Below are 24,075 nucleotides of genomic sequence, written 5' to 3'. Positions count from 1 at the left end.
GCCGAACAAAGTTAGCTTTGGCGTCCCGCCGATTGCATATGAGCCGGAACAGGGATGGCCGGAGCAGCCTTGGCGGCCGGAGCGGTGTCCGCATTCTGTACGGCGGAGCCGGTCTGAAGCTGATACATCCGGTAATACCGGCCGCCAAGTGCCATTAACTCATCGTGGCTGCCCCGTTCGACGATTTCCCCGCGGTGCAGGACGAGAATTTGATCTGCGCTGCGGATTGTCGACAGGCGGTGGGCGATAATGAACGTCGTCCGCCCCTTTTTCAGAACTTCAAGCGCCTGCTGGATGAGGCTCTCCGTCTCGGTGTCGATATTGGAAGTCGCCTCATCAAGAATGAGGATCGCCGGATCAAAGGCGAGCGCACGGGCGAAGGAGATCAGCTGGCGCTGCCCTGCGGACAGCGTGCTGCCTTTTTCCACGACCGGCTCGTCAAAGCCCTGCGGCAGATGGGCTAGCAGCCGGTCCGCGCCGACTTCCCTGAGCGCCCATTCCACTTTTTCCCTCGAAATGCTCTCGTCATCGAGACTGACATTCGAAGCGATCGTTCCGGTGAACAGAAAGGGGTCCTGAAGGACGATGCCCATATGCTTCCGCAGCCACTGCTTCGGAATGTCCGTCGTCTTTTGCCCGTCGATGGAGATGAAGCCGCGCTGCGGATCGTAGAAACGGAACAGCAGATTGATGATCGAGCTTTTGCCGGACCCGGTATGGCCGACCAGAGCGACCGTTTCGCCGGAACGGGCCTCAAAGGAAATGTCGCGGAGGACAAAGTCTTTTTTGTAGGCAAAGGAGACATCCTTGAACACCACATTACCTTGGTAGCGTGGCATTTGGCCGTCGGTTACCTTCTCCCCGGGTTCGTCCATGAGCTTGAATACACGCCCTGCCGAAACCATTGAGGTATCGAGATTCGCAAGCTGGTTGACCATGCCGATAATCGGCTGGAACATCCGGCCCAGCACATCGACGAACGCGTAGAGTACGCCCAGTGAGACAATCGTTCCGCCGCCAAGACTTCCGAAGCCGAAATACCACAGTACCGTCGCGAAAGAAAGGCTGCGCAGCGCACCAACCAGATTATGCGAGGTCAGCGAGTTGAGATTCAGCATTTTGTTCTGGTACTTCAAGTAGTCTTCGTTGAGCGTCTCGAATTCGTCCAGCCTCTGCTTCTGGCGGCGGAAGATGCGGATCACGGACATCCCTTGAATCGACTCATTGATAATGGCGTTTATCTCGCTGAGGCGGGAGCGGATGATTGTGTTGTATTTGGTTGCAATTTTCCGGTACAGAATGACCCAGACCACGATGACCGGGGCGATGAACAGACTGATCATTCCAAGTCGGACATCCAGCAGGAACAGGGCGGTATAGACCCCGATAATGTTGATAATTCCGCTGGCGAAGTTCGACAATACGGCGATGAACAGCTCCTTGACCGCTTCCGTATCGTTGGTTACCCGGGACACCACTTTGCCTGCAGGCAAATTATCGAAAAAATAGACCGGAAGCCGCTGAATATGCGCGTACACATCCGTACGCAGACGGCGGACGACCTGGTTGGCCGAGGATTGCAGCCAGTAGGTCTTGCCGAATTCAGCGAAAATCGAGATGACCAGGAACATTCCGAACAGTCCGACAAGCTTGTAAATGGACGGGAGCTCCGGTTTGTAAAAAGCGAACAATTCATCCGTCGTCAGTTTAACAGCCGGATAGCTTGCTTTGCCACTGGCGCTGTCGATGATGATCTGGCCGTTTTCAAAATGGCGCTCTCCGCCAGCGTCTGCGACGGGCTCGCCGATGAAATAGAAGCTTCGGCCGACCTGCAGCAGACGGACCTCGCGGCCTTGTGGTTCTCCCGGCTTAAACCGGTCTCCGCGTTTGTAATAGGCATTGTTGTACAAAGCGGCATTGTCAGACGGTGATGTCTCGAAGTAAGGCCGTTCAATCGCAAGCATGTGATTGTCGATCATGCTTCTCGCTATGAAAGGGCCCGCCAGCTCCGCCGCGACCCCGATGGAGAGCAGGAGGAGCGCTGCGATGAACGTGGTCTTCGCATGCAGCGCGTATTGCAGCAGGCGTCTGCCTGTTTGTTGTTTCAAGATGGATGGCACCTCCCAGGTGAATAGTGAACAATTTAATTCAGTGAACCCTTTGTTGTTCTTTACCCCAGATTATTCTCCACCTGCTGGCGTTCATACTGCTCGCGGTACCAGCCGTTCAGCTCAAGCAGCTCCGCATGGGTTCCGCGTTCGATGATCTGCCCGTTATCCAGCACGATAATCTGGTCGGCATGCTCGACGGCGGAGAGGCGATGGGTGGAAATAAGGGTGGTTTTGCCGGCTCTTTGAGACCGGATGTTATCGACGATCTGCGCTTCGGTCCGGGCGTCCACCGCCGACAGCGCATCGTCCAGAATCAGGATTTCGGGCTCGGCGATAAAGGCTCTGGACAGTGAAACCCGCTGCTTCTGGCCTCCGGACAGAGAGACGCCGCGCTCGCCAACAAGCGTATCCAGCCCGCTTTCCAATGTGTCCAGATCGCTGCGGAAGGCGGCGGTGGTAATAGCCCCCAGAATCTTATCGTCGCTTGCGCCCACAAGTCCGAACTGGATATTCTCGCGCACGGTTTTGGAGAACAGGATTTGTTCCTGGGGCACATAGCCCATCCAGCTGTGGAGACGGTCAAGCGAAATCTTCTCGATCGAAACGCCCGAGATGTGAATATCCCCGGTTCCGGTCGGGTATTCGTGAAGCAGCTGCTTGAGCAGCGTCGATTTGCCGCTGCCGGTTCTGCCGACGACGCCCAGCGTTTCGCCCTTGGACAGCGACAGGCTGATGCCGGTCAAATTATCAATGCTTGAAGACGGATAGCGAAACGTCACATTGTTAAATTCAATCATGCCCGGTTCGGATACGGCGACCGTATGGTCCGGGTCCCGGACATCCGGCACGGCGTTCAGCGTTTCATCGATCCGTTCGAGCGAGGCGCCGCCGCGCTGCATTACGTTGATGAGCTCGCCGATGGCGAACATCGGCCAGACGATCATCCCAAGGTACATGTTGAACGATACGAGGTCGCCAAGAGTGATCTGATTGCGGAGAACGAGATAAATGCCGTACGTCAGTCCGATGATGTAGCTCAGCCCTACGCAGAACCGGATCGTCGGTTCGAAAAACGAGTCGACCCGGGCTACGGCCATATTTTTGCGGTAGACGTCATCGGTGATTGCCCCGAAGCGCTTCTCATCCAGACGTTCCTGCACATAGGCGCGAATGACACGCACGCCTGATACGGATTCCAGCACCTGGTCGTTCATATCGCCGAAGGCATCCTGGGCCAGGGTGTAACGGTCATGAATCGCCCGGCCGTAGATCACCATGGCTACTGCGATCAGCGGCAGCGGCAGCACGGCGGCCAGGGTCAGCTTCCAGCTCACCAGAAAGCCCATGGCAAGCAGTACGACGGCGAAAAAAATGGTCGAGTCGACGAGCGTCAGCATACCAAAGCCTACGGTGACGGATACTGCCCGGATATCGTTGGTGGCGCGGGCCATCAAATCGCCGGTGCGGTTTCGCTCGAAGAACGAGGGCGTCAATGTAAGGAGGTGATTCATAAAGCGGGTACGCAGCAGGCGTTCGACCAGATTCGATCCTCCAAATAAGCTGCGCATCCATATGTAGGTAATCCAATAGATGAGCAGAAGCAGGGCGATAATCATGGCAATATACTTGATCAGTGAACCTGTGGTGATGGTGCCGCGTACAATTTCATCAATGGCGGAACCCAGAAGGCGCGGGGGCAGCAGTTCAACGATGCCGGCAATAATCAGCACGACCAGGCCAATCGTATAGCGCCTCTTCTCCCGGCGGAAGAACCAGCCGAGATCTTGTAATACAGAAAACATGAACAATCCCTTCCTTTCGGGGGTAAGAGTGGCGTCGGCAAGAGTTTCAAGGACAAGGCGGATCAGCTTCGGAAAGCAGCAAAAAAGGCATACCATCCGTTAACGGACGATATGCCTGGATCTCAAACGTATCATGCGCACGGCGCGTAACAGCGCCGGCGAGGAAAATGTTCGGCTTCCCGAAACAAAAAGCGGCTAGAACGCGCGCTTCCGGGAAAGATTCACCTGCAGGGCTGCTTCGGTATTCGGTTGGATAAGGCTGCCGACAATAGTGCGATGAATATCCATAAATGTAAACACCGAGATCACCCTTTCGTTAAGATTGGAAATAATTTGCAACGTTTCGCTACCTCCGAGTTTATCACCGGCTCTGCAAATTTGTCAAACATATTTTCGAACAAAAAAAGAATTTTAACGATTCGCTATATTCTGCAGGCGATTGGAATAGAGCTTGGATTAAGGTATGATAAAAGTAATAGACAAAGGAGTTGAAAGCTTTATGAGCATTTCGGTCAGTCCTGAAGCCGCCTCCTGGTTCAAGCGGGAACTCGGCTTGACGGACGGCGCCCATATCCGCCTGTTTCCCCGGTACAGCTCCGGAGGCGGGCTTCATCCCGGATTTTCGCTGGGCATTGCCGTGGAACCACCGGGACGCCCGGGTCTTGAAACCGCCTCCGAAGGGGTTGTATTCTACATGGAGGAGCAGGACCTGTGGTATATGGACGGGTATGATCTGTCGATTATCTATTCGGCGGAAGAAGATGACATTGACTATCGGTATGTCCCATCGACCACTGGGGAAGAAGCTCCCACAGCCGCCGGAAGCGCCAATAAATAAAGGGGAAACCCTATTTAACAACCCTGCAATGCCAAACACAAACAAGCGGGACCGGACAAAGGAGGATTCTCCTTGCCCGGTCCCGCTTTTTAAGCTTGACGGAAGAAAGCAAAGCTCCCTTAGTGGGAGCGTCTGAACGATTCTTCTTCCATGGCGAATTCAAAATCGTCGATATCGTATACCGTTACCGGAACGCCGCCGTCGATGATCCGGTGGATCATCTCGAACTGGTCGGTCAGAATCGGAATCTTCAACCGCTGCGAAGTTAGGAGAAGCTCGGTCTCAATCGGGTCGAACGTCTCGCCGTAGCTGGCATTGTCCACGCTGTTAATGACGGTGATTTGGGCCTGCTCGCCGAGCAGAATCGCCGGGCTCTTGGCCCACGGCACGTTCAGGCAGCGGCGGATTTTTTTCTGGTTGAGCGGCTGCTCGAAATAGGCGATCAGCTCACCAATCTTGGCCTTGACATGCTGGTCGTCGTCGGGAATATTCATCAGCGGCTCGCTGCTCTCCCGAAGCTCGTACAGTTCCAGTATGGTTGTGTAAGGAACGATATATTCCACCGGAGTTTTCGGAACCAGCAGCTGGCCGTATATGGCCATCATCACGGATTCCGTCACAAATTGTCTTGACATCTTTATCCTCCTGAAGTTCGGGTGCAGCAGTAATCCTGAATTTGGTTTTAAAAATATCAAAACACTGTACGGAACAAAAGTCAATAAGCGGGTATTCCGTTACATGCGCCCGATGATGAGCGACAGGATGCCCGCGGCGATGAGCGGTCCGACCGGAACGCCTTTGAAGACGGCCACTCCGATGACCGTTCCTATCAATAGACCGGCGACAATTGTGGGCTGGCTGCCGATCAGCGCTGCTCCCCGGCCTCCAAGATAGGCGACGAGGATGCCGATGCCGATGGCGGTCAGCGATTTCCAGTGCAGGAACGCTTGCCCTACGGTGTGCAGTGAAATGCGCCCGCTTGCCACCGGCGACATGACGCCGATCAGCAGGATGATGATGCCGGCGGTCAGCCCGTATTTTTCAAGCCAGGGAAAGGCCTGGTTCAGACCGAGCAGCCGCACAAGCAGCAGCGCCACCATGGCGATGGTCACGGTCGAGTTGCTGCTGATGATGCCAAGGCCGGCCAGCCCCAGAAGAAGCAGGGAAGTATAATCCATTCGTCAGCTCAGCTCCTTGTCTTGGGTCGGCCGTTTCCCGGCAAGATGCCCGGCGATCAGCGCTCCGTGCCTGCGTCCCGTCTCGATAAAGATCTCGTTGGCGTTGCGGCCGGAAGCGATGACTCCCGCCACGTATACGCCCGGAATGTTGGTCTCCATCGTCGCCGGGTCGAACAACGGCTTATCCAGCTCGTCGTCCATAATGACGCCTGCGGAGGAGAGCAGCCTGCGGTCGGGCCTGAAGCCGGTCATTGCCAGAACAAAATCATTGTCCAATGTGTAGGTTGCTTGCGGCGAAGCGGAGGATACCGTTACCGAGTCCTCCGTGATTGCGGTGACGCTGGACGAAAGGTGGAGCCGGATTTTTTCCTTCTGCACCATGCTTTCAAAGACCGGACGCACCCAAGGCTTGATATTCGCGGAGATACTGTCCCCGCGGTAAATCATGTCGACTTCCGCTCCGACCCGCATCAGTTCCAGGGCCGCATCGACCGCAGAATTGCTGCCACCGATAATCGCAACTTTCATGCCGGTGTACGGATGAGCTTCTTCGAAATAATGGGTCACTTTGGGCAAATCCTCGCCGGGAATGCCGATCCAGTTCGGCTGATCGAAATAGCCGGTGGATATCACGACGGCGGCCGCGCGCCGGGTTTGGCTCTCTCCGCGCCGGTTCACCGTATTTACGCCGAACGTCCCGTCTTCGAGCCGCTCGATTGCGGTCGCTTCTTCATAAGCGGCGATCTCCAGGCCGTGCTTCTCGGCCGCCTTGCGGTAATAGACGAGCGCCTCGTGGCGAAACGGCTTCTCGCTCGGTGTCGTAAATGGTACATCGCCAATTTCCAGCAGCTCCGGAGTGCTGAAGAACTGCATATGAGTCGGATACAGGTAGATGGAATGGACGATAAAATGTTTCTCCACAATGATCGCGGAAAGGCCCTGGCGGCGGCATTCGATAGCGGCGGACAAGCCGCAGGGCCCGGCTCCGATTATAATCACATCATGCATAAAGCGGATAACCTCCCGTAGTTTCCTCGCATTTTCTGTCTTCGTCAGAAACGTGTAAAGTAAATCCTACCTCAATTTATGCCTTTTTTCCAGAGGAGAGGGGAGGCCCTTTTCCAATTGCAAAAAAGCTTTGACTTGTGTATAATTAGATATATATCTAATGATATTCATCCAAAGGAGAGTGTCCGCCTTGCAGCTTGAAAAAATTGTTGGTTACCACAAAGCCCTCGCCGACCCGACCCGTCTGCGCATGCTCCTGCTGCTGTCGAAAGGAGAAATGCACGGACAGGCGCTGGCGGAGAAGCTGAATCTGTCGCAGCCAACGGTGACACACCATGCGTCCAAGCTGCGCACTGCGGCGCTTATCAAGGAACGCCGCGACAAGAACACCGTTTACTTCACGCTGAATCCGGAGTTTATCCGGGAAGGCGGGGAGGCGTCGCTGCGGTTTATTTTTGACAAGGGGGCACGTGAGATGGAAGTGGAGAGCAAGGAGCATAATCTGAAGGAATCGGTGATCCGTAATTTCTTTGCCAAGGACGGCCGCCTGCGGCAGATTCCGGCGCAATACAAGAAAAAACTGATCGCACTGCAGTATATTGTCGAACAGTTGAAGCCTGGCGTTGTTTACAGCGAGAAGGAAATCAACGAATTTATCAAGCAGTACCATGACGACTATGCCACCATCCGCCGCGAGTTCATCATGCATCAGTTCATGTACAGGGAAAACGACAAGTATGAACTGAATCCGCGGGAAATATGGACACACTGGGAATCTGTCAAATAATTGCCTAAAATATTTTACAGTTCTGTGAAGGCTTGAGTTTTAATTGATTAAAATTTGGAGTATAGAATATTATAGAATTGTAAGCGTTATCTTTTGCAAGAAAGGAGTCTTTCAACATGCTTTTTAAAAGGTTTAAGAAAGAACCCGACCCCCGCCTGATCACCGTAACCTTGCCGGAAGTTAAGCAGGCCGTGCGCCAATTTGAAAAAGATATGCCCGCCGCAATCAACCGCACCGTTCTGATGAAGGATGATAAAAGCATCGATTTGTCCAGGCTGGCCCGCTACTTAGGCGGAAAAACCGAGCAGAAGTTCTATATGTCCCGCGAAACGTTTGAAATTTTTGAGGAAGCGGATAAGGATATTCCCTATTTTCTTGATATGGTGCAACTGGCCGTCGACAACTACATTAGCGATACCGGCAAGCTGCCCCTTCGTGAAGAAGCTTCGCTTCCCGAGGTTCACTATCATTTGCTGTCCAGTCAAAGATATTTGAAGGAAACGCCGCCGTTTCCGCTGTACATCACTGCAGATGAATTGATGCTGACCCACCGCGCCGAGCATTTCAAGTAAAGAATCGCCATGAATCGTTTCATGATCCGCCACCAGACGGGAACCATAAGTCGAGGGCCGTTGTTCAAAAAGGAAGGGATAAAGTTCACCTCCTTGCTGACAGCGGTCTTTTCTTCTTCATGAGCGCCATAGTACAATGATTCCTGAGAGCCCGCTGTACGGGCAAGACTCATATAGAAAGACAAGGGGAATCAGGCATGGAAACCATAAAAGCTATACTGTTTGATCTTGACAATACGCTAATGGACAGGGATCGGACCTTTCGAAGCTTCGCCGCGCAGTTCGTCTCCCATTTTCTGGGCCATCTTGAGCCGGACCAGCAGCTGGAAATTATGGAAGATATCATCGTCAGGGACGCCGACGGGTACCGGGACAAAGACGGGTTTTTCCGGGAGCTCAGCGAGGTTCTGCCTTGGAGAGAAGCCGTTTCGGCCGCGGAGATCCGCGCGTTCTATGATTTGAATTATTCCGCACATGGCGCGCTTATGAAGCATGCGGCCGAATCGCTGGACTATCTGAGGGAAGGCGGCTACGTGCTCGGGCTTCTGACGAACGGAAAAAGCGACATCCAGCACGGAAAAATCGATTTGCTTGGCCTGCGCGGCCATTTCAAATCGATCGTGATTTCCGGCGAGGCCGGAATCAGCAAGCCTGACCCCGCCATTTACCGCCTGGCGCTGGACAGGCTGGGATACGGCCCGGATGAGACCCTATTCATCGGCGACCATCCGGTGAATGATATTTGGGGCGCGGGACGCGCCGGAATGAAGGGCATCTGGCTTCGCCGCAACCATTCCTGGGACGACAAGCTGGATGTAAAGCCCTGGAAGACGATAGACGAGCTCAACGAGCTGCGGAGCATTTTATAATCTGGCGAAACGTCGGGGTTGACAGCGATACGCTAGGGCGTTTATGATGACACCATAAATTACCGGAAGGAGAGATGTAATATGACAGTTTATACGGCTTGGAATTTGTCGGTTGTTTCTGCTCAGAATACGTGTCTTCCGGGAACAGGCTGTGGGCGTTAGGACGCAAGCAGCTTAAGCGCGCACATTAGTGCTATCATCAGCGCCGCCGGGGACCGTATCGGTTCCGGCGGCTTTTTTGCGTATGCGGATAAGACTCGTGGAGTTGGTCCATATACGCACGTCCAAGCAGCGTTTTGAGGCCTGTGAGACCTTGCTGCTTACGGACATAAAGCGATAGGCCAGGGCGTCCCTTGAGCTAAGGGCTCCCTGGCTCTTCCAGCCCGCCGGAACGGTTACTCGTTTCCGGCGGGCTTTTTGCGCTGCGCGCTTGCCCCGGATGCACCAACAAAAAACTGCAAATGGAGGTATCGCATGACGATACGGCAATACGGATGGAACGAATATTGGATCAATCAATGGAATGGTTTGGGAATACAGGACACCGCTTGGGAAGCTCTCATCCCCGGACGGATTACGGGAGATTTCGGGAGCAAATACCGCATAACGACCGATGACGGAGAGCAGTGGGGAGAACTGCCCGGCAGGCTGCGGCACTCCCTTGAAGCCTCCGGTGAATACCCGGCTGTCGGCGACTGGATCTTGGCCAAAAGCGCGGACGGCGGGCCTCTTATTATTCACAGCCTGCTTCCCCGCCGAAGCGTCATCTCCCGGAGGGCGGCCGGAAGCCAGCCGCGGGAACAGATTGTTGCGGCCAACGTCGATACGCTGTTTCTCGTTAGCGCGCTGAATGACGACTACAATCTCCGGCGCATGGAGAGATATCTCATCATGGCCTGGAACAGCGGGGCATCGCCCGTGATCCTGCTGACCAAGGCCGATTTATGCCCCGATCCTGAGGCCAAGATCGCGGACATGGAATTGGCCGCTCCTGGCGTTCCGGTGCATGCGGTCAGCGCGCATACGGGCAGCGGGCGCGAGTCCCTGCAGCGCTACCTCGGGGAGGGACGGACGGTCGCCCTGACCGGGTCGTCCGGCTGCGGCAAATCGACGCTCGTCAACTGGCTCTGCGGCTCCGATCTTCAGCTGACCCAGGATGTGAGAGAGGGGGACAGCAGAGGCCGCCATACGACGACGCACAGAGAGCTGTTCCTTCTGCCGGACGGAGGCGTTATCGTCGACACCCCCGGGATGCGGGAGCTTCAGCTGTGGGAAGATGAAGGCGGGCTGGATCTCACATTCGCCGATATCGGGCGGCTCTCGCAGCGCTGCAGGTATGCGGATTGCCGTCATGAACGCGAAGAGGGCTGCGCTGTTAAAGAGGCGGTGCGCAGCGGGGAGCTGGAGGCGAAACGGCTCCAAAGCTACCGCAAGACGCAGCGCGAGCTTCAGTTTCAAGCCACCAAGGAAGCCAAATCCAAGCGGAAAAGCGGGGCCGGTCCGGTGCAGAAATCGGCTTCCTCACGCTCCCGGAAATACGGCTGGCGGAGGGAAGCGGAGGATTAAGCGAATATAGTGCGCCCCGGGGGCGATCCATTATGGCCGCAAAAAATTCACAATTTGTTGATGACCTGTATTTCGGCTGCTACCGTTTCGACACTCCTCTACATCTTTGAATGGTAGCGTTTATTCATCAGCGTCATATCTAGATATAGAAAATAGGCAAATCCTACCGGTTCTACGGCCTTGGACCAGGAGGCCGGAAGCCGGGTATTGAACCCCAAACACCCCGTTTAAAAAGCAACAGTCCGGGTATATAGGGGATACCGGGCAGGCGGGGAATGTTCTCCTGCACACCCTGCAGAACGATTAAAAGGAGCGATTGACATGTCCATTGACCGTTTTATTATTAAGAAATTGGACAACTGTCACGAGCAGACGAGGATCAACTTGGTCAAGCTGTTTCAGCTTCGGATTCAACGGGCGGAGAAGGCGGAGAACAACAACCACAAAACCGGATAAACCTGCCCGCGCTCGTCTATAGAGATGTGAAGGGCCAAAATAAAAAAGCAGCTTCCCAATTTAAGGAAGTTGCTTTTTCTTGCTGCGGTAAGACATGCGGACCCGCCGCTATTTAATAGAGGGAAAGCGCCAGGGAATCGTTCTCGCTAAAACTGTGCAAAATGGCCTCTGAGCCTTTAATTTCAATACTGATCAAAGAATTCAAACATTTCTTAAGAGCATTCTTGCCTTTATTGATTTTAAGGTCAAGGGCGCTGGTCAGCAGTCTTAGCACTTTTTGTGTCGGCTGCTTGTTTTCCGTAGTAAAATAGACCGGTACAAGCTTATTCTGGAACGTAATCAGCATTCTCATTTGAAATCACCTCGTTACAGTTATTTCATGATAATGATATTACCCGCTTTTTCTTAATTTTACCTTAAAATTAGCTTATGATAACATAAAGATTGCTAGATTTCACCCGATAACCGGAAGGAACGGATCGCAGTGTACGAAGATAAGTCAAAGCAATTAACGCGGTTTTTGATCCCTGAAGGCGGGAAGGAGTCCCAAAAAAGAGAGCTGCTCCGGTTGACGGATGAGACAGAACGGATCTGCCGCCTGCACTACAACAGCCAAGGTACGGAGAACGATCTGATCGTGTCTGTGAGCAAGGATAGACTCACCGTGGTGTGTCATAAAACATCGGTCCGCTCCTCCTATGAACTGAAGGAAGCCGGTAATCTGGACGGCGTGCTCACCCTCCTCCTGGATGGTATTTCCCTCCCGAAAACAAGCTGCGGGGACAGTCCCGCCCTTCTATTGTCCAGACAAGAATTTTATGAAATCCGAAAAAAGGCGTCCTCCTGCTCATTGAGCGAGCTAAGCCAACGTATAGAGAAAGCAACAGGCGACCCCGGCTTGTCCGCCCTGTTTGCCAAAAGCTTTAAAAGCCGGCACTTGACCGGCGAGCTGCGCATTTGCACCAAAAGCGGCGGCAGCGGTGGCTGGTCTTTTCACTATGCGTCCATTCTTGCCGATTTGTCCTGCGGCTGGCTGCTTCGCATGAGCTGCGGGAAGGAGGATTGGATGTCCGCGGCCCCTGTGGGCAAAGAGCAGTTCTGCTCCGCTTTCCTCCGGTGGCTTCTACATTTGAAACCGCTTGTAGCACGAAACTGATTCGGAATGTCCCACCCCTTCCTGATGGATTCGTTATATCTTTATCTCTTCATATTCCCGTTTCATTAGAACTTTCCCCTGGTTCTGTTCCTTCTCCTTCTCTACTTTAACCAAATCCTAGGCATCCGCATATATTGAAATCATCCCGCGGGCAAGCGGGGCGTCCGCTTCGAAGCGGCTCGGATCAAGAAGGGGGAACCCTTGGGAGAAAGGAGAGATTTGCACAATGGGCAGAACAACTAAAAGGGCGGCGCTGCTGCTGGCGATCGGGCTTGCCGTCTCGCTGTTTTCGGGTTGCGGAGGCAAATCGGAAACAGTTAAGGTGAAGGTCGGAGAGGTCACGCGTTCCGTCTTTTATGCACCTGAATATGTGGCGCTGTCGCAGGGCTTTTTCAAGCAGGAGGGGCTGGATGTCGAGCTGCAGACGATTCCCGGCGGTGACAAGACGATGACGGCGCTTCTTTCGGGAGCAATCGATGTGGCGCTGGTCGGCTCGGAGACGTCAATTTATGTCTATCAGCAGGGGACGGACGATCCTGTCATCAATTTCGCCCAGCTGACGCAAAGAGACGGCACATTCCTGTTTGCCCGCAAAGACCATCCGAATTTCGACTGGAGCGAGCTTAAAGGGTCGAGTTTCCTCGGCCAAAGAAAAGGCGGCATGCCGCAAATGGCCGGCGCGTTCACCCTGAAAAAGAAGGGGATCGATGCGGCTGCCGACCTTAAGCTGATCCAGAATATTGATTTTGCGAATATCGCAAGCGCGTTTGCTTCGGGAACCGGGGACTACGTGCAGCTGTTCGAGCCGCAGGCGTCGATCTTTGAACGGGAAGGCCGGGGCAAGGTAATCGCTTCATTCGGTGTCGAGAGCGGTTATTTGCCGTATACAGTGTTTATGGCGAAGAGCAGCTATATCGGAAAAAATAGCGACACGGTGCAAAAATTCACCAATGCGCTGCAAAAAGCCCAGCTGTGGGTGAAGCGGCACAGTCCGGAGGAAATCGCCGGCGCGATCGTGCCTTACTTCGAGAATACGGACCGCGAAATCGTAGTCTCGGCAATCAAACGTTACAAGGACCAGGACACGTACGCCCAAAATCCGGTCATTGACGACAAGGAATGGAATAATCTGCTTGATGTGATTGAAAATGCGGGAGAGCTGAAAGAACGGGTGCCGGCGTCCAAGATTGTCGATAACACATTTGCGGAGAAGGCGGGAAGCGGCGAATAACCTGTTAATTTCGCTCCGAAAGCGCCTTTTGTTAAGGAGGGTCATGTATGCCGCCGGTCGTGGAATTAAAATCGGTCACGCACGCTTATCTGGGTGACAGGGAAGCTTCCCTTGCGGTGGAGGATCTGAATCTTGAGATTGAGGAAGGCGAATTCGTCAGCCTGGTGGGACCAAGCGGCTGCGGCAAAACGACGCTGCTGTCGATTATCGCCGGCCTGATGCCGCCCTCACGGGGAGAAGTGCTTGTGAACGGCCGTCCTGTGAGCGGCCCCTCGCCCGAAGTGGGGTATATGCTTCAGCAGGATTATCTGTTTCCCTGGCGCAGCATACTGGACAATGCGGTTCTCGGGCTTGAACTGACCGGCCGGCTGGACGATGCGGGCCGGAAGAAGACGCTTGATCTGCTCGCGGATATGGGGCTGAAGGGAAAGGAGCATTATTTTCCGGGGCAGCTTTCGGGCGGCATGCGCCAGCGGGTCGCGCTCGTGCGGACGCTAGCGACCGATCCGGGACTGCTGCTGCTGGATGAACCGTTCTCGGCGCTGGACTATCAGATCAAGCTCCAATTGGAGGATCTGGTGGCGGAGACACTGAGGAAACGGGGAAAGACTGCCGTCCTTGTGACCCACGATCTGTCGGAGGCCATTGCAGTCAGCACCAGGGTCATCCTGCTGGAGCGGAATCCGGGCCGGATTCGCCGGGTGTTCGACATTCCAGACGGAATCGCGAATACGCCGCCTCTCTATGCCCGGGATCAGCCCGGATTTGCGGAGCTGTTCCATGAGCTGTGGAAGGAGATGGAGCTTACCGGCAAGGCTCAGGGGGAAGCCGGTAACACCTTAAGATAGAGCAAAGTGAGGGGAATGCTTGTGAATAAAGCGGTAACGGAGAGAACCGCCGCTGAGGCTTCCCGTTTGGAATGGCTGAGCCGCCGCCATGAGGAATTCAAGCGGGCGAAACGCCTTCGGAATCGAGCCGTGTTAGCCGTACAGGGAAGCCTGCTTGTGCTGTTCTTTGCACTGTGGGAGGCCGCCGCAAGACAGGGCTGGATCGACCGGCTGCTGTTCAGCTATCCGACCAAAGTATTTAGGCAGATCTACGCGAATATGGCTGACGGCAGCCTGTGGCATCATTTGGGGATTACTCTGGGCGAGACGGCTACCGGCTTCGTGCTGGGAACGCTGCTTGGCACGCTGCTGGCCGTCGCCATCTGGTGGTCGCCCTTTTTATCGGCGGTGCTTGATCCTTATATGGTCGTATTCAACAGCATGCCGAAGGTGGCTCTCGGGCCTATTTTTATAGTCATGTTCGGAGCCGGTTTCATTTCCATCGTCGTCACGACGCTTTCGATAACGATTATCGTCACGACGCTTGTCGTTTACAACAGCTTTTGCGGGGTGGACCCCAATCTGGTCAAAGTGGTCCGGTCGTTCGGCGCGGACAAGAGGCAGGTATTTTTCAAGGTGATTCTGCCCGCTTCGTTTCCCGCCATCGTCTCCACCCTGAAGGTGAATGTCGGCATGTCATGGGTTGGCGTTATTGTAGGCGAGTTTCTGGTTGCGAAATCGGGGCTCGGATATCTCATTATATACGGCTTTCAGGTGTTCAATTTTACGCTCGTGATGTCCAGCCTGATCATTATCGCTTTTGTCGCCACCGCCATGTACCAACTGGTCGTTTATATCGAGAAAGTGCTGCTGTTCCGGCGGTAGGCACGGCGGAAAGCCAGGAATGGAAGTATTGTGCGTTTTCAGAAAATCAAGTACCATGAAAATTATCGGCAAACGTAAGCGTTCGGAGCGGATACTCATAAGCTGTACTTACGCCAAAGGCTTCGAAGTCTGCTTTGCTTCGCAAAATGATAAAAGCGGGGTAATTTCATGGGGTTTCGCGTTGTTAAGACAGCTGCGGCAACGCTGCTGTCTGTTATGCTGGCCGCCGCGGCGGGGATACCGAATGCTCAGGGCGCCGGTCTGCTGGCCATTCTGGGCGTGGAGGTGACCCGGAAAAGGAGCGTAAAGACGATCACGGCGCGCTTTTTCGCCTCGGTGGTCGGGCTCTTTTTTGGCTGCGGACTGTTCTGGCTGCTCGGCTTTCATTACTGGGTGCTCGGCCTCTTCGTTCTGTTCGGCTTCCCTCTGATTGTACGGGCAGGCTTTAGAGAAGGGATTGTCACCAGCTCGGTCATCGTCTTCCGGGTGTTTGGACAAGCCGAATTAAACCTTCATGTACTGATCCAGCAGGTGGAATTGCTTGCGATCGGACTCGGTTCAGCCGGTCTGGTCAACCTGATCTACATGCCGAAGACCGGTGAAATGATGTACACCATTCGCAAAGAGGTGGATGGGCTGTTCTCTATTATTTTCAGGCAAATTTCAAGTACGCTGCACGATCCGCAGTATATTTGGGACGGCAAAGAGCTGATCCAGGCGGGCAGTGCGGTTCAGCGCGGCCTGACGGCCGCGGCAAGGGAGATGGAGAACAGCGTCATTCATCCGGACGAGGCGTGGAACGTTTATTTTTACATGCGCAAAGAGCAGCTGGAATCAATCCAGAACATGATTCAGCTTCTCTCCCAGGTATACCAGCATTTGCCCCATGGCGAAATGGTTGCCGAGCTGTTCGAGCAGCTCAGCAGCGACGTGTTGAATGAAGAGTACACGGGAAGAACGGAGAAGCTGCTGGACAAGCTGGAGCAGGAGTTCCGGGAAATGCAGCTGCCTACTACAAGGGAAGAGTTCGAGGTTCGCTCGGCCATTCTCCAGTTGTGCCGCGAGCTTGCGCTGTATCTCAAAATCGCCAAACAATACAAGGCGCCCATTGTCGCCCGCCGGCAGCTGGCTTCGCGGTCTTTTCTGGCCGGAAGAGAATAGCTTTGCGTTTCATCCTTTGTTTTCTATTTTTCAAAAAATCGAAAGAGACAGCTGTGCCCATCAGGGGGAAACGGCCGTCTCTTTTTTGCGCAAAACCGGCGAAATAAAGCCGTATACAGGCGTTTAGGCTCATATTTCGAATTAATTAACTTATCCCAAAATAGTTGTCACTCTGGGCCATCGCCCTGCATACACTTGATAGTGAATGATTGTATGGAGGAGGTTCAAAGATGTCATTAGGCCATAAACGCCAAACAAGGGAGATCATTACGAAAGCGATCTGTGGCAAGGGTCGTAAGTTCTCCACCGTAACCCATACCGTAACTCCGCCACATCATCCGACGAGTATTTTGGGGGCTTGGATCATCAACCACCAGTACGAAGCGGTTGCCGCCGGGAACGGAATTGAGGTAATCGGTACTTACGATATCAACATCTGGTATTCGTACGACAAAAACAAGCAAACCGAGGTGGCGAAAGAGACCGTGTCTTATGTGGAGCCGATCTCGCTTTCGTATCTCGACCCGAAACACCGGGCTTCCACCGTGGAGGTTTCTGCGGAGGCGACGCAGGAGCCGAACTGTGTGGAAGCGGGGGTATCGCCGGGCGGCGGCAGCGTAACAATCCGGGTGGAACGCGAATTCGAGGCCGAGCTGGTGGCTGAAACCAAGGTTCGCGTATTCGTCAGCAATGACGAGAGTGATCCGGAAGACAAGGATTTCGATTTTGAAGCCGAAGGCTTCGAATTCGAGGATCTGGACTCCGACGCGCTGGACGATGAGCTGTAAGCAAGATACGCCGCCGCCCGGTTTAAGGGGGCTGAACCGGACCCGCCGGCTCTTTCTACTGTGCGGGAGCGGATATGTTCTATTATATGAACCGGGGGCGGCGGCGTAGAGGGCGGATGCCCTCCTTTTTTTGTTTTTTTCGGGCGAAAAAGGGGCCGCCTTGAAATACATAACTGACTTTGAGCTTCGGGGGGGACGGGACATGAATGAGGGAATCCAGGTTTATCAAGCATTGACGCCCGAAGGCAGAGAAAGTCGGCTTCGGCGCAGCGGAATTGAGGCCTGTCTCGCCGCAGAAGAAGGCGCTGGCTCTGGCCAAGGTCACCGGTCCGGGAGTCCCGGCGGCTTGAATAGAAGCTTGGCGGAGTCGGTAGAGGGCGGGGAAGCGCATTATCGCCAGCGTTACCGGGTTAAGGTTCACAATTTGGCTCCGCTGGAGATCACTCCGCTGGGAGCGGGCCTAGGGATGGGACCGGCGGCGGCGCTGCTCACGGCCCGGCCCCGGCCGCTCCCTTCAGAGGGCGGGGTGGCTGCGGGAAGACCAGCTGCAAACGCGGCGGTTCCTTTTCTGGCGCGGGGAAGCCTACCGAAGCGGCTGGGCAGTCTGGCCGCCAAAGCGCTGTACTGCCTCGGCCTAGACTGCGGCGAGGTGCTGATCGCGGCCAGGGGAGAGCGGCGGTTTGCGGTGGAGGGAATCCGCCCGCCGAAAGCCGGGGCCGGCGGCTCCATGCCAGAGCCATACCGCTCCGCCGAGGCGGAGCTCCGCGCCGCGCTGGAGAGGGAACGGCCCGGACGGCCGGACCTCGTCATGGGCATGGACCCGGAGTTCCTCCTGCTCCGGGTCTCCACCGGCCGCGTCGTGCCCGCGTCGCGGTACCTGCCCGCGGACGGCGTCGCCGGCTGCGACGCCGGACCGCCGGGAACGCGCGGCGCGTTCCCGGTGGCAGAGCTGCGCCCCCGGCCGCGCGGGGAGCCGCGCGCGCTGCTGGCGCAGCTGAGGTCCGCCGCCAGGCAGGCGGACCGGCTCATTGCCGACCGCAGCCTTAGCTGGCTGGCGGGAGGCATGCCGCTGAGGGGCTGGGCCCTCGGCGGGCACTTGCACTTCAGCGGCGCTGCGCTGACGGCGCCGCTGCTGCGCGCACTGGACAGCTACCTCGCGCTGCCCATCGCGCTGCTGGAGGACGCCCGGGCCGGCGGGCGGCGTCCGCGCTACGGCGTGCTCGGCGATTTCCGGCTCCAGCCGCATGGCGGCTTCGAGTACCGGACCCTGCCGAGCTTCCTTGTGTCCCCGGTCGTCGCCCGGGGCGCGGTCACGCTGGCTCACCTGATCGTGAGCCATTATGAAGACCTGCCGCTGCGCCCGCTCGACCGGGAAGACCTGCACGCCGCGTATTACCGCGGCGACAAGCCGCCGCTTCGCGCCGCGTTCGAGCCGCTGAAGGCGCAGCTCCGGGCGCTGGAAGGCTACGCGGCGGCGGCGGATGCTATCGAGCCGCTGCTGCGCCTGATCGAATCGGGCCGGACCTGGGACGAAACCCGCGATGTCCGCGGGCTGTGGTGCGGAGGGCAGGCGCCTTGAACCGGCGCTTGCTTTTGTACGGTCTAACCGCCGGAATTTCGAGTCTGCTTTTGCGCTGTTGGACGTATTGTTTTGATTGTTTCGCTGATGATACAGCCTTACTCTGCCGCGAGAAACGCTCCATCGTCCACACAAGGACGTATTGGGGCGTTTTTCTTTGCTCTAGGCGAAGACTTTGGTTTTATGATAATATACTTTGCACGCATCTGGCGGGAGATCTTTGGCTGCGTCTATGAATCCCGCAGTTTGCGGCCGTCTTCCGGCTTAAGCTTGCCGGGACGGTTTCTGTTATAATAGTGGATAAGCATGATACGGCCTGGAGGTTTATGATGGCGAAATATACACCGATGATCGAGCAATACTTAAAAGTGAAGGAAGGGGCGAAGGATGCCTTCCTTTTTTTCCGGCTGGGCGATTTCTATGAAATGTTTTTTGAAGACGCTCTGCTGGCTTCCAAGGAACTGGAAATTACCCTGACCGGCCGGGAGGGCGGGGGTGACGAGCGCATTCCGATGTGCGGAGTCCCCTACCATTCCGCGGAGGGCTACATACAGCGTCTAATCGAAAAAGGCTACAAAGTCGCGATCTGCGAGCAGCTTGATGATCCGGCGACAACCAAGGGCATGGTGCGGCGGGATATCGTTCGCGTCGTGACCCCCGGAACGGTGATGGAAGGCAAGTCGCTCGCCGACAAAAGCAATAATTATCTGGTCTGTGTTACGGAAGTGAACGTGATGACGGCGCTTGCCGCCTGCGATCTGACGACCGGGGAGCTCTATGTGACCTCTTCGCCCTCGGGCGCGGACACGCTCCGCGGCGAAATCGGCCTGTACGAGCCGGCGGAAATCATCGGAGACGGCCGGCTGCTGGAGGGCGTGCGGACCGAGACGGTGCCTGGAGCGAAGCCGGTCGTCTATACGCCTTGGGAGAAGAAGGACGCAGACGGGGCACGGCGCCAGTTCGGTGAAGCGGCTTGGGCCCGCCTTGAGAGCGAGCGCGCCCAGTGCGTCGCGCTGCTGATCTCGTACCTTGGCGAAACGCAGCGCAGGTCGCTCGGGCAGCTCAGCCAAATCTCCCCGTATGAGCCGGGGAATTATATGATTCTGGACCCGTTCACCCGGCGCAATCTGGAGCTGACCGAGACGGTCCGCGAACGCTCCAAGAAGGGCTCGCTGCTTTGGCTGCTCGACCGTACGGAGACCTCGATGGGCGCCCGGCTTCTCCGGCGGCGGATCGACAAGCCGCTCCTGCAGCGCGCCCGGATTGAGCGGCGGCTTGAGGCAGTTGACTATTTGTACAATCAGTTCATTGTGCGAGAGGATCTAAGGCTGGCTCTCAAAGAAATCTACGATTTGGAGCGGCTTACCGGGCGAGTGGCTTACGGGAGCGCGAACGGCCGCGATCTGAACGCGCTGAAGCTGTCGCTTGCGCAGATCCCGGCGCTTAAAGAGCTGTGCCTGGCTTCCGGCTCGTCCACCCTTCGGGAGATTGGCGAAGCGATAGACGAGTGTGCCGACCTGCGGGAGGACATTGAAGCAACGATTGTCGACGATCCTCCGGTATCTGTCCGAGACGGCGGGATCATCCGCCCAGGGCGCCATGCCCGGCTGGACGAGCTTCGGGAGGCGAGCACCAGCGGCAAACAGTGGATTGCGGAGCTGGAGGCCAGAGAGCGTCTGGCTACCGGAATCAAGTCACTGAAGATCGGATACAACAAGGTGTTCGGCTATTATATCGAAATTACCCGCTCCAACCTGGCGTCCCTGCCTGAAGGAAGGTATGAGCGCAAGCAGACGCTCGCCAATGCGGAGCGTTTTGTGACCCCGGAATTGAAAGAGAAAGAAGCGCTGATTCTGGAAGCCCAGGACAAGATGACCGACCTTGAATACACTTTGTTCTCCGAGCTGCGCGAGCGGCTGAGCGCCCAGATTCCCAGACTGCAGCGTCTGGCGGAAAAAGTAGCCGAAATCGACGTATACCAAAGTCTTGCCGCGGTCAGCGCGGAGCAGCGTTTTGTGAAGCCGGCGCTTACCGATGGTTATGACTTAAGGATCGAAGGCGGTCGGCATCCCGTCGTAGAGGCGGTGCTGAAGGACGCATCCTTTATCGCGAACGGCGCCGGTCTCGTTCAGGATGACGGAAGGATATTGCTGATTACAGGTCCGAATATGGCTGGAAAAAGCACCTATATGCGCCAGGTCGCCTTGATCTGCATTATGGCGCAGGTAGGATGCTTCGTTCCGGCCGACAAGGCCGAAATCCCGGTCATCGACCGGATTTTCACCCGGATCGGAGCAGCGGATGACCTGATCGGCGGCCAGAGCACCTTTATGGTCGAAATGGCCGACATTCAGCTCATGACCGAAAAAGCGACGCCGCGCAGCCTGATCATCATCGATGAACTGGGCCGGGGAACCTCTACGAGCGAAGGTATGGCGATTGCCCAGGCGGTTATCGAGTACGTGCACCATCACATCGGCTGCAAGGCACTTGTATCCACGCATTTTCATGAGCTGGCCCATTTGGAGGACACGCTGGATGGCCTTCGCAATTATTCGATGGCGGTTCAAGAGAGCGGAGACAAGGTTCATTTCCTCCGCAAGCTGATCCCCGGCGCGGCGGACAGCAGCTACGGGATTTACTGCGCGCGCCTGGCCGGACTGCCCGGCAGCATTATCGACCGCGCGTACGGCCTGCTACAGCAAATCGAGCATTCCGCCGCGGCTCCCTCGACTGGGGAGGTGGTTCACCCCGTGGAAGTTCGCAGCGGCGGGACAGCAGCCGTAAGATCGACGAAAGCGGATGGCATAAGAGAAACAGCCGCCGGTTCAGCAGGCAGCACCCTTTCCCGGAATGAAGGGAGCTTGGGCGCTTCCGAACTCGCCCGCCGGGAGACGGCGGCGCATCTGGCTGAGCCAGCGGAAGAAAGCGGCGAAGTCGTGCAGCTCTCCATCTTCGGCGACGAGGGGCCGCGGCGCGAACGCAAGCCGAACGCTGGGCAGCGCGAGCATTCGGTGGCGGATGACATTATGGCTGCGGTCGGAGCAGCGGATTTGATGAATATGACGCCACTTCAGGCGATGCAGCTGCTCAATGATTTAAAGATGAAGATCAGGTCCAAATAAAGCGTTAATGGAATCGGAGGTGAATGGAAATGGTCAAAATCCATGTGCTGGACGAGCATATTGCCAACCAGATTGCCGCCGGAGAAGTGGTGGAACGGCCGGCTTCTGTCGTGAAGGAGCTTGTGGAGAACGCCATCGACGCGGGCAGCACCCGGATTGAAGTAGCTGTGGAGGAAGGGGGGCTGCAGAGCATCCGGGTCAAGGATAACGGTTCGGGCATCGAACCGGAGGATTGTGAGACGGCCTTCTACCGTCACGCCACGAGCAAAATCGGGAATGGACGCGACCTGTTTCAAATCACCAGCCTCGGCTTCCGGGGCGAGGCGCTGCCCAGCATCGCCGCCGTCGCCAAAGTGTCTCTGACGACGGCGAGCTCCGACGACGGCAGGGGAAGACGGCTTGAGATTGAGGGCGGGAAGCTGACAGCGAGTGAGGACACCGCCCACGGCAGGGGAACGGAGATGACCGTCAGGGAATTGTTCTACAATACTCCGGCGAGACTGAAATATATGAAGAGCATCCAGACGGAGCTCGGCCATATCTCCGACGCCATGTACCGGATGGCGCTGGCCCATCCCGGAATATCCTTTACACTGCAGCATAACGGCAACCAACTGCTGCATACGCTCGGCAACGGCGATCTGCTGCAGGTCATTGCCGCCGTATACGGAACATCGGCCGCCAAAGCGATGCTGCCTGTGCATGCCGAAGATCCCGATTACCGGATTTCGGGCTATGTGAGCCGCCCGGACTGGACGAGGTCCAACCGGAACGCGATTACAACCATTGTCGGCGGCCGGTATATCCGCAGCAACGGGCTGAATGCGGCCATCATGCGTGCGTACCATACGCTGTTGCCGATCAACCGCTATCCGCTGCTCGTACTGAAGCTGGATATGCATCCGTCGCTAGTGGATGTCAATGTGCATCCCGCGAAGCTGGAGGTAAGGTTCAGCAAGGAACCCGAGCTGTATCAGCTTGTGGAGCAGGTGATCCGCAAAGCGCTGCTCGGCGAAAATCTGATCCCCCGGCCCGGCAGGGAGACGATTGGCCCGAAAGGCAGCACCTCTTTTATTCAGGAGCAGTTTGCTTTTCCGAAGGCTTCGCCGAAATTCCCCGATTCGCCGGATTCGATTGTTGAAGCGAATGAACAAGGAGAAGGGTACCGAGGTTCTGCAGCCACGAATGCTGGGGCGGATAAATCTACAGGGAACGCTGATGGAGTAACGTCTTCGAAAGGCCGTACGGAGCAGCCTGGCGCCTGGCGCGGGCCGAATCCGCCTACGGTAACTTCAGGCGCCGCCTCCGAGGCTGCCGCCTCAAGAGCCTATTCGCCTTCCGCTCCCTATGATGAAAGGTCCTCCGGCAAGACTCGCGGAGGAGAGCGCAGCGCATCCTATGCGGGCGGATCGTTCCAGCCTCAGCTGCGCGACGGCGCGGCATTCGGGGGATACCGCACCGGTTCGGGAACAGGTCCTCGTAAGGAGCAGCCTGTTCCCGGAACTGAAGAACTGTGGGCTCCGGCCGGAAGCGAGGCATCAGGTATGCCGCCATTCCCCGAGCTGAATTATATCGGCCAGCATCACGGAACCTATATTATCGCTCAGAACGATGGAGGGCTGTATCTGATCGATCAGCATGCGGCGCATGAACGCATCAATTACGAGTATTACTTCGAGAAGTTCGGCCGTCCTGCCGAAGCCTCGCAGGAGCTGCTGCTGCCAATCACGCTGGAATTCACCCCTTCGGAAAGCAAGCTGCTCGGCGAGCGTCTGCAGTGGTTCGAGCAGGCCGGTGTCTATTTGGAGCATTTTGGCGGCCAGACGTTTCTCGTACGTTCGCTTCCCTACTGGTTCCCTAAAGGAGAAGAGAAGGAAATCATTGAGGAAATGGCGGAGTGGGTGCTTGGCGAGCGGAATATCGACCTGGCCAAACTCCGCGAGAAATCGTCGATTTTATGCTCCTGCAAAGCCTCGATCAAAGCGAATCAGAAGCTGACGGAGCAGGAGGCCCTGAGCCTGCTATCGCGGCTATCAGCCTGCCGGCAGCCTTATACGTGCCCGCACGGAAGACCGATTGTCATATCTTTTTCACCTTACGATTTGGAGAAACTGTTCAAACGGGTAATGTGATTAA

The 24,075-nt window shown here is 56.0% G+C and carries 22 protein-coding genes; 15 read left to right on the top strand and 7 right to left on the bottom strand.

All coding sequences use genetic code 11. The features are described from left to right. Positions 1–11 precede the first annotated feature (11 nt). Together G5B47_RS01325 and G5B47_RS01320 are read right to left on the bottom strand one after the other, a co-directional pair. Positions 12–2,108: an ABC transporter ATP-binding protein gene (locus G5B47_RS01325; protein ID WP_165093505.1), complete on the bottom strand. Its 2,097-nt coding sequence runs from the start codon at positions 2,106–2,108 to the stop codon at positions 12–14. Between the two features lie 62 nt (positions 2,109–2,170). Continuing rightward, the gene (locus G5B47_RS01320) at positions 2,171–3,913 is read right to left on the bottom strand and encodes an ABC transporter ATP-binding protein (protein ID WP_165093503.1); all 1,743 of its coding nucleotides are present in this window, start codon (positions 3,911–3,913) and stop codon (positions 2,171–2,173) included. A gap of 499 nt (positions 3,914–4,412) precedes the next feature. On the opposite strand from G5B47_RS01320, the gene G5B47_RS01315 reads away from it, so the two are divergent. Further along, positions 4,413–4,751, top strand: a complete 339-nt coding sequence (locus tag G5B47_RS01315) for a HesB/YadR/YfhF family protein (protein WP_165093501.1) — start codon at positions 4,413–4,415, stop codon at positions 4,749–4,751. A gap of 119 nt (positions 4,752–4,870) precedes the next feature. On the opposite strand, the gene G5B47_RS01310 is transcribed toward G5B47_RS01315, so the two are convergent. The 3 genes from G5B47_RS01310 to G5B47_RS01300 all read right to left on the bottom strand — a co-directional run bounded on the left by G5B47_RS01310 (position 4,871) and on the right by G5B47_RS01300 (position 6,937). After that, positions 4,871–5,386, bottom strand: coding sequence for an ADP-heptose synthase (locus G5B47_RS01310; RefSeq protein WP_165093499.1), 516 nt, complete (start codon positions 5,384–5,386; stop codon positions 4,871–4,873). Between the two features lie 99 nt (positions 5,387–5,485). Next, positions 5,486–5,929, bottom strand: coding sequence for a DUF441 domain-containing protein (locus G5B47_RS01305; protein ID WP_165093497.1), 444 nt, complete (start codon positions 5,927–5,929; stop codon positions 5,486–5,488). Between the two features lie 3 nt (positions 5,930–5,932). Next, positions 5,933–6,937: a YpdA family putative bacillithiol disulfide reductase gene (locus tag G5B47_RS01300; protein WP_165093495.1), complete on the bottom strand. Its 1,005-nt coding sequence runs from the start codon at positions 6,935–6,937 to the stop codon at positions 5,933–5,935. A gap of 190 nt (positions 6,938–7,127) precedes the next feature. On the opposite strand from G5B47_RS01300, the gene G5B47_RS01295 reads away from it, so the two are divergent. From G5B47_RS01295 to G5B47_RS25810, 5 genes are all read left to right on the top strand, one after another. Beyond that, complete coding sequence (locus G5B47_RS01295; RefSeq protein WP_165093493.1) at positions 7,128–7,724, top strand: DUF2087 domain-containing protein; 597 nt, start codon at positions 7,128–7,130, stop codon at positions 7,722–7,724. 116 nt (positions 7,725–7,840) lie between these two features. Next, the gene (locus tag G5B47_RS01290; RefSeq protein WP_165093492.1) at positions 7,841–8,296 is read left to right on the top strand and encodes a DUF3939 domain-containing protein; all 456 of its coding nucleotides are present in this window, start codon (positions 7,841–7,843) and stop codon (positions 8,294–8,296) included. A 197-nt stretch (positions 8,297–8,493) separates the two neighbouring features. Further along, on the top strand, positions 8,494–9,165 hold the full coding sequence (locus tag G5B47_RS01285; protein WP_165093490.1) for an HAD family hydrolase: 672 nt from the start codon (positions 8,494–8,496) through the stop codon (positions 9,163–9,165). A gap of 474 nt (positions 9,166–9,639) precedes the next feature. Then, complete coding sequence (gene rsgA, locus G5B47_RS01280; protein WP_165093488.1) at positions 9,640–10,731, top strand: ribosome small subunit-dependent GTPase A; 1,092 nt, start codon at positions 9,640–9,642, stop codon at positions 10,729–10,731. 321 nt (positions 10,732–11,052) lie between these two features. Continuing rightward, positions 11,053–11,187, top strand: coding sequence for a hypothetical protein (locus G5B47_RS25810; RefSeq protein ID WP_264370881.1), 135 nt, complete (start codon positions 11,053–11,055; stop codon positions 11,185–11,187). Positions 11,188–11,299: 112 nt separating this feature from the next. Here the strand turns inward: G5B47_RS25810 and G5B47_RS01275 are convergent, their stop codons facing one another. After that, a complete protein-coding gene (locus G5B47_RS01275; RefSeq protein WP_165093487.1) occupies positions 11,300–11,539 on the bottom strand; it encodes a hypothetical protein in 240 nt (79 codons plus the stop codon). A 132-nt stretch (positions 11,540–11,671) separates the two neighbouring features. On the opposite strand from G5B47_RS01275, the gene G5B47_RS01270 reads away from it, so the two are divergent. From G5B47_RS01270 to G5B47_RS01245, 6 genes are all read left to right on the top strand, one after another. After that, positions 11,672–12,343, top strand: coding sequence for a hypothetical protein (locus G5B47_RS01270; RefSeq protein WP_165093485.1), 672 nt, complete (start codon positions 11,672–11,674; stop codon positions 12,341–12,343). A gap of 226 nt (positions 12,344–12,569) precedes the next feature. After that, on the top strand, positions 12,570–13,574 hold the full coding sequence (locus G5B47_RS01265; protein ID WP_165093483.1) for an ABC transporter substrate-binding protein: 1,005 nt from the start codon (positions 12,570–12,572) through the stop codon (positions 13,572–13,574). 47 nt (positions 13,575–13,621) lie between these two features. Beyond that, positions 13,622–14,422: an ABC transporter ATP-binding protein gene (locus tag G5B47_RS01260; protein ID WP_165093482.1), complete on the top strand. Its 801-nt coding sequence runs from the start codon at positions 13,622–13,624 to the stop codon at positions 14,420–14,422. A 15-nt stretch (positions 14,423–14,437) separates the two neighbouring features. Continuing rightward, complete coding sequence (locus G5B47_RS01255; protein WP_165093480.1) at positions 14,438–15,286, top strand: ABC transporter permease; 849 nt, start codon at positions 14,438–14,440, stop codon at positions 15,284–15,286. Between the two features lie 168 nt (positions 15,287–15,454). Continuing rightward, the gene (locus tag G5B47_RS01250; RefSeq protein ID WP_165093479.1) at positions 15,455–16,447 is read left to right on the top strand and encodes an aromatic acid exporter family protein; all 993 of its coding nucleotides are present in this window, start codon (positions 15,455–15,457) and stop codon (positions 16,445–16,447) included. 230 nt (positions 16,448–16,677) lie between these two features. After that, positions 16,678–17,235 carry an outer spore coat protein CotE gene (locus tag G5B47_RS01245; protein WP_165093477.1) on the top strand — a complete coding sequence of 186 codons (558 nt, stop codon included), beginning with the start codon at positions 16,678–16,680 and terminating at the stop codon, positions 17,233–17,235. Between the two features lie 417 nt (positions 17,236–17,652). On the opposite strand, the gene G5B47_RS01240 is transcribed toward G5B47_RS01245, so the two are convergent. Beyond that, on the bottom strand, positions 17,653–18,051 hold the full coding sequence (locus G5B47_RS01240) for a hypothetical protein (RefSeq protein ID WP_165093476.1): 399 nt from the start codon (positions 18,049–18,051) through the stop codon (positions 17,653–17,655). Between G5B47_RS01240 and G5B47_RS01235 the strand changes: the two genes are divergently transcribed. The 3 genes from G5B47_RS01235 to mutL all read left to right on the top strand — a co-directional run bounded on the left by G5B47_RS01235 (position 18,044) and on the right by mutL (position 24,071). Continuing rightward, positions 18,044–18,814 carry a putative amidoligase domain-containing protein gene (locus G5B47_RS01235; RefSeq protein WP_165093474.1) on the top strand — a complete coding sequence of 257 codons (771 nt, stop codon included), beginning with the start codon at positions 18,044–18,046 and terminating at the stop codon, positions 18,812–18,814. The genes G5B47_RS01240 and G5B47_RS01235 overlap by 8 nt on opposite strands. A 329-nt stretch (positions 18,815–19,143) precedes the next feature. After that, entirely contained in the window at positions 19,144–21,939 is a 2,796-nt protein-coding gene (mutS, locus tag G5B47_RS01230) for a DNA mismatch repair protein MutS (RefSeq protein ID WP_165093473.1), read from the top strand. 29 nt (positions 21,940–21,968) lie between these two features. Then, complete coding sequence (gene mutL, locus G5B47_RS01225; RefSeq protein WP_165093471.1) at positions 21,969–24,071, top strand: DNA mismatch repair endonuclease MutL; 2,103 nt, start codon at positions 21,969–21,971, stop codon at positions 24,069–24,071. Positions 24,072–24,075: the final 4 nt, after the last annotated feature.

Origin of the sequence: Paenibacillus apii, assembly GCF_011043685.1 — a bacterium.
Lineage (GTDB): Bacteria > Bacillota > Bacilli > Paenibacillales > Paenibacillaceae > Paenibacillus_AQ > Paenibacillus_AQ sabinae.
This window is presented reverse-complemented; position numbering and strand designations above follow the sequence as displayed.

Coding starts and splice junctions, on each gene's coding strand:
- G5B47_RS01320 (WP_165093503.1), bottom strand. CDS start 3,913: ATGTTTTCTGTATTACAAGATCTCGGCTGGTTCTTCCGCCGGGAGAAG.
- G5B47_RS01315 (WP_165093501.1), top strand. CDS start 4,413: ATGAGCATTTCGGTCAGTCCTGAAGCCGCCTCCTGGTTCAAGCGGGAA.
- G5B47_RS01310 (WP_165093499.1), bottom strand. CDS start 5,386: ATGTCAAGACAATTTGTGACGGAATCCGTGATGATGGCCATATACGGC.
- G5B47_RS01305 (WP_165093497.1), bottom strand. CDS start 5,929: ATGGATTATACTTCCCTGCTTCTTCTGGGGCTGGCCGGCCTTGGCATC.
- G5B47_RS01300 (WP_165093495.1), bottom strand. CDS start 6,937: ATGCATGATGTGATTATAATCGGAGCCGGGCCCTGCGGCTTGTCCGCC.
- G5B47_RS01290 (WP_165093492.1), top strand. CDS start 7,841: ATGCTTTTTAAAAGGTTTAAGAAAGAACCCGACCCCCGCCTGATCACC.
- G5B47_RS01285 (WP_165093490.1), top strand. CDS start 8,494: ATGGAAACCATAAAAGCTATACTGTTTGATCTTGACAATACGCTAATG.
- rsgA (WP_165093488.1), top strand. CDS start 9,640: ATGACGATACGGCAATACGGATGGAACGAATATTGGATCAATCAATGG.
- G5B47_RS25810 (WP_264370881.1), top strand. CDS start 11,053: ATGTCCATTGACCGTTTTATTATTAAGAAATTGGACAACTGTCACGAG.
- G5B47_RS01275 (WP_165093487.1), bottom strand. CDS start 11,539: ATGAGAATGCTGATTACGTTCCAGAATAAGCTTGTACCGGTCTATTTT.
- G5B47_RS01265 (WP_165093483.1), top strand. CDS start 12,570: ATGGGCAGAACAACTAAAAGGGCGGCGCTGCTGCTGGCGATCGGGCTT.
- G5B47_RS01260 (WP_165093482.1), top strand. CDS start 13,622: ATGCCGCCGGTCGTGGAATTAAAATCGGTCACGCACGCTTATCTGGGT.
- G5B47_RS01255 (WP_165093480.1), top strand. CDS start 14,438: ATGCTTGTGAATAAAGCGGTAACGGAGAGAACCGCCGCTGAGGCTTCC.
- G5B47_RS01250 (WP_165093479.1), top strand. CDS start 15,455: ATGGGGTTTCGCGTTGTTAAGACAGCTGCGGCAACGCTGCTGTCTGTT.
- G5B47_RS01245 (WP_165093477.1), top strand. CDS start 16,678: ATGTCATTAGGCCATAAACGCCAAACAAGGGAGATCATTACGAAAGCG.
- G5B47_RS01235 (WP_165093474.1), top strand. CDS start 18,044: ATGGGCATGGACCCGGAGTTCCTCCTGCTCCGGGTCTCCACCGGCCGC.
- G5B47_RS01240 (WP_165093476.1), bottom strand. CDS start 18,051: ATGCCCATGACGAGGTCCGGCCGTCCGGGCCGTTCCCTCTCCAGCGCG.
- mutS (WP_165093473.1), top strand. CDS start 19,144: ATGGCGAAATATACACCGATGATCGAGCAATACTTAAAAGTGAAGGAA.
- mutL (WP_165093471.1), top strand. CDS start 21,969: ATGGTCAAAATCCATGTGCTGGACGAGCATATTGCCAACCAGATTGCC.